Genomic DNA, 11641 nt, shown 5'->3' on the forward strand with positions numbered 1-11641 from the left:
ACAAAGCTAATTATGGGCTGAAAGAGTGTCAGGGAAGCACTCGTTCAAGCTTGACAAAGGGAGTCATACCAACTTTTAAATGAGGGGCGCAGGCTCGTAGGGCATAACGGCGAAGCCGCCCTGCGTGTATGCGTCCCAGCGAACGTAGTGAGCGACTTAATTTTTTTGTTATATGCCGTGTTTCTGAAGTCATATCTCACTGCTAAAGAAAGCCTATTCGAATGGATTATTACCATATTTTTTTCGATCATGGATAAAAGGAATAAGCATACATAAAGTAACTAACACTAAAATGCTTATGAATACAAATAGTCCACGCAACAATCCATGTTCGTAGCCAATTAGTCCAGCAAGAGGAATAATTATTAGACTCATTTTGCACAGATGCGATTTATAGATATTAAAAAAACGCTTTAAATTATTCATCTACTTTAGGTATATAACAATTTAATATAGCGCGATTTGCGCGTTTTTCTGCCAACGCATCGCTCGCTTTTATACTTTCACTATTAATACCAAACTAGCTATCATATTGCTATATAAAGGAAAGCAGGCAACCTAGATAAAGTGCGAAAGAGAAAAAACGAGCGATTGGGTCGTTTTCCTGAATATGGGAGCGACGCAGCGTATTTAGATAAATAAATAATTAGCCTCGCTTACTAATACGCTCATGTCGTTGCTCACTCGTTATACCATTTAGATGGAAAGAGCCCACGACCGGCATACGTACGGAGATGCCTTACAGCGACCACTGACAGGCACCACTGAATAAGGAGCGGAGCGGACGGTCAACGATCTGATTTCCTACTTCTCGACAAATAAAAAGTCATTGGTTTTGCGTATATTTTTACCAAACTACATAATTATTTGCGATTTTTTGACATGTTAGGGCGTCCATGACAGCTTAGGTTAACTCAACTATCGATGAAACCCGTGCTTGTTCGGGAAAAGGAATTCCAAATGTATCAGAAACTTGCCTGTATTTTTATCGGCGCATTACTCAGCCTTAGCCATCACGCAACCGCTAAAGTACGCGGCGAAGCCATAGTTACGACTGTAACATCGGAAATATTGAGTGAGTCGCGGGAATTGCTTATTCACTTACCCAATAATTACTCAAGCTACAAAGACACAACTTACCCTGTTTTATATTTGCTAGACGGCCAGCGCAACTTTGCGCATACCGTTGGCACGCTAGACCTTCTCAATCAGTCTGGTATGGCGCAAGAGATGATTGTTGTAGGCATCACAAACACGGTACGTTCGCGAGATTTCACACCCACCTATGATGAAAGCTACAACGAGTGGGGTATATCAGGTGGGGCAGACAACTTTTTAGACTTTCTAGAAAAAGAGCTAAAGCCCTATGTAACGTCGAACTATCGAACCAACAACTACGCAATACTTGCTGGTCACTCGTTAAGCGCTCTGTTCACCGTATATACCCTGCATGAAAGGCCCGATATGTTTCAAGCATATTTCGCTTTTAGCCCAAGCTTGTGGTGGCATGAGGAAGTGATATTTCCAGAAGCAAAAGAGTTTTTTAAGTCAGACAGTGACCTGAATAAATACCTTTATGTGAATATGGGCAGCGAAGGCGGAAAGATGCTTAGCTCATTCGAACATTACTCTGAGCTGCTGAACAGCAGTACACGAAAAGGGTTTACGTTTGACACCGAATTAGATACATCAGAAAGCCACAATACTACTGCGCTTGCAGGTATGAGCCTGGCCCTTCAAAAGCACCTTAATTCGTTGCGCCCTTCAGGCACGGTTATTCAAAAGGGTCTCCCTGCGATAGAGCAATACTATAAAGATCTTTCTGAAAAGTACGCGTTTCACGCGAAACCAGAATACAAAGCGGTAAACCACGCTGGCTATACGGCGCTGAATAAACAAGACTTTGAGTCTGCTATTGCGATTTTTAAGAAGAATGTTGCTAGCTTCCCAAATAAGTCTGATGCATACGACAGCTTGGCAGATGGGTATGAAGCTAAAGGTGATTTAGCCATGGCGCTTAAGATGAGGAAGAGAGCGTTAGCAATGAGCTATGAAGAAAATGTTGAGAATGGTGCTTATAAAACCCGGTTGAATAATTTAGAGAAAAAGATCGGTGAAGGCGTAAAAAAGTGAATCGCTAAAGCACCTAGCATCTTGTGTCAAAGGCTGGTTTACGTATAAAGGGCTGCCAAAATCAGCCCCGCACAGCCTAAACCTCGATAGATTCCGATATTTCCAAAGCATCGTCCACCTCGGTGCCTAAGTACCGGACAGTGCTCTCTAACTTCTTATGGCCAAGCAAGGGTTGCACTACCCGAAGGTTTTTAGTTTTCTTATAAATCAGGTAGGGCTTGGTTCTGCGCATTGAGTGAGTGCTGTAAAGAGAGGTATCTAATCCAAGTTTTTCAATCCACCCGTGGAAAATGCGATTATATTGTCTAGTTGATATGTGTTCAGCACCATGTATACGAGACTTAAAAAGACAGTCAGACGCTTTTAACCCGGCTTTCTTTACCCAAGCCAATATCGATTCTCCAGTGTTCGGTGTTATCTCAAATTGGACCGGACTACCTGTTTTTTTGCTGAACAACATGTGTGCGCCTCAGCACTGAACGTCCGCAAACGACATCTGAGACCTTGAGTTTAACGAGGTCACAACCTCGTAGTTTGCTATCAAGACCAAGATTGAAGAGAGCGAGATCACGCGTCCGACCCTCAAGCTCTAAACGAATTCGGATACCCCATATATGTGATATCTGAAGAGGCTTTTTCTGCCCGATAATGTGATTTTTGTTCCAAGGTGTATGGATTTTAATTGCCATGAGTTGTCTCCTGTTTAATAGGAAACTTGAGTATGGCAGTCAGGTTGACAGGCGCACTTAGACAAACACCGGACATTCAGCAAGAAGGAAATTAACTACCCGTAGCGTAGTTAATTGCAAAAAATATCCCTTTACATCCCAACTTAAAAGCTTAGTACAGGTCGTTACAAGTAGAGCAATGCAGTGCTATAAGCAAAAAATACTGTGACTCAGTCAACTACCGTATCATCATAACCATAATTATCACTCACGTAATCGCTTTCAAAATCAGCTTTGATCGCTAAAGATTGACTGAAAGTCTTTTTCGCCGTCCTCTCATCTCCTTTAGATAGATAGGCAAAGGCTAGACTGTCGTATACCTGCGGCGCATCTGGAAAAAGTGAAACTAAATAATAGAACATGTCAAATGCCTCCCTAAATGAGTCTGCCCTAAGGAGTTCCATTCCAAGTTCATTGATAGTTCGACCAATAAATCGCGAGTAGCCCTCATCGCTGTAAGCCAGTTTAAAATGCTTTGAAAACTTCTCTTTCCCGTTGGTCTTGTAGTATTCGTAAGCAAAATTCTTTTCCAACTGCCTTACTGAATCATACTCCCCGTTTTTGATAAACGAGAGTATTCGACCAGATATGAGTTCAGCTACTAAGTTGTCACTATTTGTGAGAACCACAATTTGATAGTTATTAGCTAAGTCAATTTCCACGGCGGCACTGACTCCAAGTCCACCACCATATGCCCCCCAATGTGAACGATCCATAGCAAATACTTTGCGATTAATTGAATTTGAGTTTTGTAATAGTTTATCGGTATAAAAGAGTGCTTGATAAAATCGATGTACGTCTCTCACAGTTGACTCAATGCCGCCGTCTGGACTTGGATGCTCAACAAGATCCACTTCGCTCAATGTGCTGTCGTATTGATAAGTATATTTTACCGACTGGTGATCATGCGAATTGGAAGGTTCAAATGTGGTGGCTGTCATTTCCGTCGGTAAGAATATTTTATTTTTTAGTAGTTCTTCGAACTGTTTACCCGTAACTTTTTCAAGAATCTTACCCAATACAATATATCCGTAGTTCGAATATTGATTGTCAGTGCCGGGTTTAAATAGAAGGGGGCGGTCAATTAATACACTTAGTTTCTTATCGATAGTATCGAATGCAAGAGGGTTTTCCCTATATTCTGCGACAAAGATATCGTCAAAGCCAGCGCTGTGATTTAGTAGTTGTTCGATTGTTATTTCGTCAGCAAAAGACTGTTTGAAGCCCAAATCAAAGGAAATCAGCTTACTATTTAACCTAAAGCTCCCATTTTCGATTTGTTGTAATACCAACACTTTAGTGAAGTCTTTCATGATCGAACCAAGGTTAAACCGAGTATGCCCTGTGTTCTTTATTTTTTCTTGAATGTTCTGAAAACCATAAGACGATATAAATATTTCTTTATCATCTTGTATTACCAACACATTTCCGGAAAACCACCCCATATCATGATATTGCGTTGCAATGTCGTGCGCGATTGCGGGAAGATTCGTAGACTTTGCGTTTTGGTCATTTACGTCACCATAAGCAATAGAGTAAAAAGAAAAAAATAGGATACAAATTAAAGTTGATTTTTGATTCACTTGGTTGACGCTCCACTGTCAAGTTTATTATTTAACTACGCGTTATCGTAACACCATTCTGTAATGAAGAGTGATTTGATCTACTCTCTTCGAAAAATTTGTGAATGGAAACATTTGCTTAACTGTTGAACTTTGTTCTTGAGATATCCAAAATCTAAACCTTAAACTGGCTCAGGATATTTTAGAAATAAAAAATGATGAATGACCGGTTTACGTACAAAGCTGCCTTTCAAGAGGTGAGGTGCCAACGGCAGCTTCTTGCACTAAATGGAAGTTCATAGACACTATTAGTAAATGTCCGCTGCTTGCCTGAAGCGCACTGTTACGACTGTTATCGTTGACGTCACGCTCAAAGCCGACTCTTCGGCCAGCCATAACAGAAAATTAAGTGTAAAAATAATGACCGGCCCCGAAAGTGCGGTTTCTTCCTCTTCGGTGCTCAGTTGCGATATAAGCTTCATCCAATACTGACTTCACTCAAACTCTTTAGCCCCCGGCGGCGGATAATACAAAGCTGCTTTATTGTCAATTTTCTGACTCGCCACCTGTTCGAACAGGCACTTTCGCTTGGTCAGTCAACGCGGCTTCGCCGCTGACTTTTTCATTTAATGCTTACCCGCCGCTTGTTGGTACCTGGGCAGGCAATCTCATTTTGTCGAAAATCTCGACTTAAGTGGCAAAAGCCACTTTAAAGATGTCCGTTCAAAAATATATGGCGCGTTACGCGTAACTGATACGATGTCTGGTTCTCCTTTCGTCACGATCACAGGCCAAGATGAAATTTAAAGTTTAGACCAGATTTTTACAATGCTGTCAGCGATAAAATCTGCCGGGTTATGCGTAACCTTTTGCGGGCGTTTAACAGGTAAACTACCGCTCTTTTTTATCAACGCAATTGTTTTGAATACGTATGCAATCTCTTGGTTAGCTGAGTAACCGCAGGTAACATTCTGTTAACCTTACAGGCACGTTATTTTATTTAATTGTTAAAGCAGGACCCCGGCATGGCCTACAGACTTTCAGCAGCAACCGCTATAACCGGTTTATTATTTGTTTTGCCCGGTAGTGGTCTGGCGTATTCGACACCGGCAGACAATACCGCGGCTAATGCTGTGTCTTCATCTGCTGAAATACAAACTGATAAGCAGGACAGTCCTACTTCAGTGGCTCCGCCATCATGGTGGACGGGGATGAAAAATACTCAATTGCAACTTATGATTCATGGCCACAATATCGCCGGTAGCCAGGTTTCAGTTGACGATAAAAGTATTCAGATTGTTAACGTTACTTCTTTAGAAAGCGCACATTATGTGTTTGTCGATATAGATTTAAGCCAGGCGCGCCCGGGCGAGTATACCTTCACTTTGACGAAGCAAAACACTGCCCCTCGTCAGTTTTCATACACGCTGAACAAACGCGCCGGTAAAGTAGAGAGAGGCTTTAGTCAGCGAGATAGCATTTATCTTATCGCCCCTGATCGCTTTGCCAATGGCAACCCCGATAACGACAGTATTGAAAACTTAACTGACAAACACCAGCCAGATAGGCCGGGAGGGCGTCACGGGGGCGATATTCAAGGTATCATCAATCATTTAGATTACCTGAATGACATGGGTTTTACACAGATTTGGTCAATGCCACTATTAGAAAATGCCATGGACAATTATTCGTATCATGGCTATGCCATTACCGACCATTACAATATTGATGCACGCTATGGCTCAAATCAGCTGTATCGGCAATTAAGTCGTGAAGCAAACGAACATAACATCGGAATTATTATGGATGTGGTGCTTAACCATATCGGTTCCAATCATCCATGGATGTCTGACCTGCCTTCATCAGACTGGGTACATCACCAAGGTGAGTTTTCGGCCACAACGCATCGTCGCGAAGCACTGCACGATATACATGGAGTCGAGGCCGACAAAAAAGCGTTTAGCAATGGCTGGTTTGTACCTACCATGCCAGATTTGAATCAACAAAATCCTTATTTGGCGACTTATCTTATTCAAAATGCTATCTGGTGGGTGGAGTACGCTCAGCTTAGCGGTATCAGGGTGGATACGTACTCGTATTCAGACAAAGCCTTTCTGACGCGCTGGACCAAAGCATTAACGACACAATATCCCGATTTAAATATTGTAGGCGAAGAATGGACAACAAATCCGGTGATTACCTCGTACTGGCAGGCGGGTTCGAACCGCGCTGATGGCTATCAGTCGTATTTGCCCAGTGTAATGGATTTTCCTCTACAACAAGCTTTGATCAACGCCCTGAAAAATGAAGAAAGTTGGGGCAGTGGTTTAATCGAACTGTATGAAATTCTGGCCAGCGATGCACTGTATGGCGATCCGTATAATCTGGTTACTTTTACTGACAATCACGACATGAGCCGGATTTTTACACAATTGGATGAGAACTATGCATTGTGGGATATGGCCATGACATATTTGCTGACCAGTCGTGGCATTCCACAGGTATTTTACGGAACCGAAATTTTGATGGCTAACCCGGGCACCGAGGATCACGGTATCATTCGTACTGATTTTCCAGGCGGTTGGGAACATCATGATCAAAATGCAGTGACCCAAAAGGGTTTATCTTCTTTACAGAAAAAAGCACAGAATCGTATGCGCTCTCTGTTAAACTTTCGCCGGCAACATCCTGGTGCTGTTTCGGGTGAGTATCTGCACTATGTGCCTGAAGCGGGTATCTATGTTTATTTTCGTTTAAACAAGCAAGGAACGCCGGTAATGATGGGGCTGCTTAACAAAAACACCGCCGTCACAGAGGTAGAGTTGAGTCGATTTGCGCCTCAGCTTAAACAAATAAAACAGTTAACCCGATTAAAAGACAACAAGACCGTTGCTGCAACGGCCGCCACACTATCAGTGCCGGCGCAAAGTGCTTCAGTATGGCTACTGCAATAAAGTAGTAAAACTTAACTAAAACGATAACAAATGTGGTAACTATGCAAACACAACAACCCAGACTTCATTTCTGGCAAATCTGGAATGTCAGCTTTGGCTTTTTAGGTGTTCAATTCGGCTTTGCGCTTCAAAATGCCAATGTCTCGCGTCTTTTATCTGATTTAGGGGCCGACCTTCACTCGCTGTCTTTGTTTTGGCTGGTGGCGCCTATTATGGGTTTATTAATTCAACCCATTGTTGGTGCCGCGTCAGATCGTACCTGGAATGGCTTAGGACGCCGCCGACCGTTTATTTTGGCTGGTGCTGTCGCCGCAGCCATCGGCATGCTGCTTATGCCTAATGCGCCGTTGTTTATTACCTTTATGGCGCCCATGATTTTTGGTGCATTGATGCTGGCGTTAATGGATGCATCTTTTAATGTCTGTTTTCAGCCATTCCGGTCACTGGTTTCTGATATGGTGCCTTCAGAACAGCGTAACGCTGGTTATTCAATTCAATCATTCCTTATCAATATTGGTGCGGTAATTGGCTCAATTTTACCGTTTGTATTGACCAATGTTGTTGGCCTTGAAAACACTGCCCAAATGGGCGAGGTTGCACCTTCGGTAATGTGGGCGTTTTACATCGGGGCCACAGTACTTTTAGGTACGGTGATCTGGACAGTAATAAGAACTAAAGAATATTCACCCGAAGATTATAATCGTTACAAAGGCATTGAAGCCGAAGAAGCTGAACCCAAACAGTCCATGGGCGTGCGTCTGGGTAATTTTTGGAAGCTGGTAGTTAATATGCCTACTACCATGAAGCAACTGGCGGTGGTGCAGTTTTTTTCGTGGTTTTCTTTGTATATTATGTGGGTTTACACCACGCCGGCCATAACTCAGCATATCTGGAATGTTGACAAAAAATGGTTCGATCCGGGCTTTATTGCCACGGTGCCCATGATTCCTGACGCAATAGTAATGGCAAAAGGGGCTGCCGGTGACTGGGTAGGTATTTTGTTTGCCGCTTATTCGGTGTTTGCCGCTATATTCTCAATATTTTTAGCAAAGTTAGCTGACCGGTTTGGTCGTAAGCTTATCTATTCAGTTTCATTACTTGCAGGTGGTGTGGGCTACATCAGTTTCTTGTTGTTTCAGGATCTGAATATGGTGACGGTTAATTTGCTGATCACACAGGTGGAGGTGCCCGTAGGCGCCGTACGTCTGCTGGTTCCCATGATAGGTATCGGTATTGCCTGGGCCGCCATTCTGGCTATGCCATACGCAATGCTGGCAGGAGCATTGCCCGCTCGTCAAACGGGAGTCTATATGGGGATCTTTAACTTTACTGTAGCAGTGCCACAGATTGTAGCCGGCCTGTGTTCAGGCTTTATTCTCGCCAACGTATTTGATAACGAAGCGAAATACATCATTGTGGTGGCCGGTGTGTCCATGCTGCTGGCGGCAATTTCAGTATTTTTTGTCAAAGAACCTGACCCGCGTTAACCGTTTTTTTAAGGATTATTATTATGAACAAATTTTCTATAGGTTTTACCGCGTTAGCCGTCGCGGGTGCATTAAACGGATGTACCGGAACCCACGTGGGCCAGCCCAACACGTCACAGGCATCGCAGGATAACAGCGCGCCAATGCCTATTCACGGGACGCAGCATCCCTTTGCAAAAGAAGCGATTTATTTTGTTGTCACCGATCGCTTTGTTGACGGCGATCCAACTAACAACCATGAAGATCAGGGCGGCGACCATCCCACCTGGAACCTTCGTCTTGAAGGGCCAGAAGACCAGTATGCCAATGTAGGCTATATGGGCGGCGATCTGCAGGGTGTACTAAACAACGCCGAATATATCAAAGACCTGGGTTTTACCGCCATTTGGCTAACGCCTGTGCTCGACAATCCTGATGAAGCTTTTACCGGCGGCGAACCAATCGAATTTGGCGGTGCTTTCAAAGATGGGGGTAAAACCGGCTATCACGGCTACTGGGCGACTAATTTTTATAAAGCCGACGAGCATCTGGTGAGTGAAAATTTAAGCTTTAAGGATTACACCCGCACGCTGCGCAACGAATACGACCTGAAAACAGTGTTTGATATTGTGGCGAATCACGGGTCGCCTAGTTTTTCGATGCCTGAAGACCAACCTGGCTATGGTGAATTATACGACAAAAATGGCAAGCTGGTAGCCGATCATAAAAACCTGCCGCCTGCCGAGCTGGATACCAGCGAGCCATTGCAGGCTTTTTTCCATGACGAACCTGACCTGATGCAATTATCAAATCTGGATGAAACTAACCCGGATGTGCAGGATTATTTGATTAACGCGTATTTGTACTGGATAGAGCAGGGCGCCGATGCGTTTCGTATCGATACCATTCGCCATGTTCCCCACGCCTTCTGGCGAGAAATGTCTGATCGCATTCGTGCCGAGCACCCAGATTTTTTTATGTTTGGTGAAAGCTTTGTTTACGATGCTAATTTTATTGCTCAGCATACTTTGCCCAAAAATGGCGGTGTGAGTGTACTGGATTTCCCGATGCAAGAGGCCATGATTGAGGTTTTCTCAAAGCCTGACAGCGATTATGGTGCGTTGACTGACACCTTACACCTGACTCATGGTCCTTATGCCAACCCTTACGAGCTGACCACTTTTTATGATAATCATGATATGGCGCGAATGGACGCCCCCGACAGTGGTTTTGTAAATGCGCACAACTGGTTATTTACGGCCCGGGGTATTCCGGTTATTTATCAGGGGTCTGAGATTGGGTTTATGCGGGGCACCGCTGAACACCAGGGTAATCGTAATTATCTGGGCCAGGAAAATATCGATAAAGCGCCTGAACATGTTATTTATCAACAACTGAAAGAAATTGCACATGTACGTAAAAACACTCCGGCGTTACAACGGGGCGTACAGGTCAATGTTCAATTAGCAGGCGATACGGCTGCTTTTTACCGGGTGCTTCAAACCGATAATTCAGCTCAGACCGCTTTGGTATTGTTAAATAAAGGCAAGCAGGCTGCCCAGTTTTCTATCGAAAAGTATCTGCAAAGCGGTCAGTGGAAAGAGCAGCTTACGGGCACTCAAAAAACCATTGATGCAGACGGGGCACTGAAAACGCAGGTAGGGGCCAACGACGTGCAGGTTTGGGTGTTAGATCACACCGTCACCCAACCAGAGTTGCTTGAACAGCTAAAAAGCCAAATGGCGCGTCAGTAGTAATAAGATATTATCTGGCGCCGCACGAGCGCCGGATAATCAGCTCAGCTGGCATAAGATAGTCGTGAATGGCCTGTTTATTAATGGCTTTAATAAGGGTATTTACCAGCAGCTCACCCGCCTTGGTGGTGTTTTGGCGCACCGTAGTTAACCCGGGTGAGGTGTAAGCTGAAACAGGAATATTGTCATAGCCAACTACCGCGATATCTTCGGGGACCTTTAAACCTGCATCGCGGATGGCATCTAAAACGCCAATAGCAATAAGATCCGAAGCACAAACAATAGCGTGAGGATGGGTGCCGCTGCTCAAAATGGTTCGCATGGCATTGTGACCCGAGGTTTCGGTCGAAAACGCATCGTATTGCAAGTTCAGGCTGTCTGAAAGCTGATGCGCTTTTAATGCTTCACAGTACCCTTCATAGCGCGCTTTAAACTCAGGCGCCTGCTCACCACATTCGCCAATAAACGCGATATTTGTATATCCCTGATCAATCAGATGTTTGGTGATCAGCATGCCACCCTGGTAATTATCGCATCCTATATTTACGCCCGGTTGGTCTTTATCGGGCGCCCCCCAGCGCACAAAGCGGGTGCCTTGTTCTTCAAGTCGGGCAAGCTTACTTCGATACGAGCGATAATCGCCATAACCTAGCAATATAATGCCATCGGCTTTGTTAGAGTCTTCATATTCAGCATGCCAGTCATCCTCCATATTCTGAAAAGAGACCAACAGGTCAAAGCCAGCGTTAGAGCAGGCACGGGTAATGCTTCCTAACATGGAAAGAAAAAATGGGTTGATCAACGAATCATCGGTAGTAGGGTCTTCAAAAAGCAGCAAGGCGAGTGTATTACTTTTTTGTTTTCGCAAATTGCTGGCGTTCTTATCTACCTTGTAGTTTAGCTCCCGTGCAATTTTTACTATGCGGTCGCGGGTTTGCTGACTGACTAAAGAACTGTTGTTCAGGGCGCGCGAGACAGTAGACTGCGAAACCCCGGCCCGATGTGCGATATCAAAGGAGGTTGCTTTTTCTTTCATAATGAGAA

The 11641-nt window shown here is 44.1% G+C and carries 6 protein-coding genes and 1 pseudogene; 4 read left to right on the plus strand and 3 right to left on the minus strand.

The features are described from left to right. Positions 1-960 precede the first annotated feature (960 nt). A complete protein-coding gene (locus JK130_RS15275) occupies positions 961-2133 on the plus strand; it encodes an alpha/beta hydrolase-fold protein (protein WP_218355200.1) in 1173 nt (390 codons plus the stop codon). A 76-nt stretch (positions 2134-2209) separates the two neighbouring features. Here the strand turns inward: JK130_RS15275 and JK130_RS15280 are convergent. Both JK130_RS15280 and JK130_RS15285 read right to left on the minus strand, forming a co-directional pair. Next, a pseudogene (locus JK130_RS15280) lies at positions 2210-2822 on the minus strand (tyrosine-type recombinase/integrase). Between the two features lie 209 nt (positions 2823-3031). After that, the gene (locus tag JK130_RS15285) at positions 3032-4444 is read right to left on the minus strand and encodes a serine hydrolase (RefSeq protein WP_218355201.1); all 1413 of its coding nucleotides are present in this window, start codon (positions 4442-4444) and stop codon (positions 3032-3034) included. A 1004-nt stretch (positions 4445-5448) separates the two neighbouring features. On the opposite strand from JK130_RS15285, the gene JK130_RS15290 reads away from it, so the two are divergent. From JK130_RS15290 to JK130_RS15300, 3 genes are read left to right on the plus strand one after another with little or no spacing between them, the layout of a single operon-like run. Further along, positions 5449-7377, plus strand: coding sequence for a glycoside hydrolase family 13 protein (locus JK130_RS15290; protein ID WP_218355202.1), 1929 nt, complete (start codon positions 5449-5451; stop codon positions 7375-7377). 41 nt (positions 7378-7418) lie between these two features. Further along, positions 7419-8864 (plus strand): MFS transporter, encoded by a 1446-nt coding sequence (locus JK130_RS15295; protein ID WP_218355203.1) that lies wholly within the window; start codon positions 7419-7421, stop codon positions 8862-8864. A gap of 23 nt (positions 8865-8887) precedes the next feature. Further along, complete coding sequence (locus tag JK130_RS15300; protein ID WP_218355204.1) at positions 8888-10597, plus strand: alpha-amylase family glycosyl hydrolase; 1710 nt, start codon at positions 8888-8890, stop codon at positions 10595-10597. A 10-nt stretch (positions 10598-10607) separates the two neighbouring features. Here the strand turns inward: JK130_RS15300 and JK130_RS15305 are convergent, their stop codons facing one another. Further along, positions 10608-11633 (minus strand): LacI family DNA-binding transcriptional regulator, encoded by a 1026-nt coding sequence (locus JK130_RS15305; protein ID WP_218355205.1) that lies wholly within the window; start codon positions 11631-11633, stop codon positions 10608-10610. Positions 11634-11641 lie beyond the last annotated feature (8 nt).

This window comes from Alteromonas lipotrueiana, assembly GCF_019249245.1.
In the GTDB taxonomy this organism is placed as follows: Bacteria; Pseudomonadota; Gammaproteobacteria; order Enterobacterales; family Alteromonadaceae; genus Alteromonas; species Alteromonas lipotrueiana.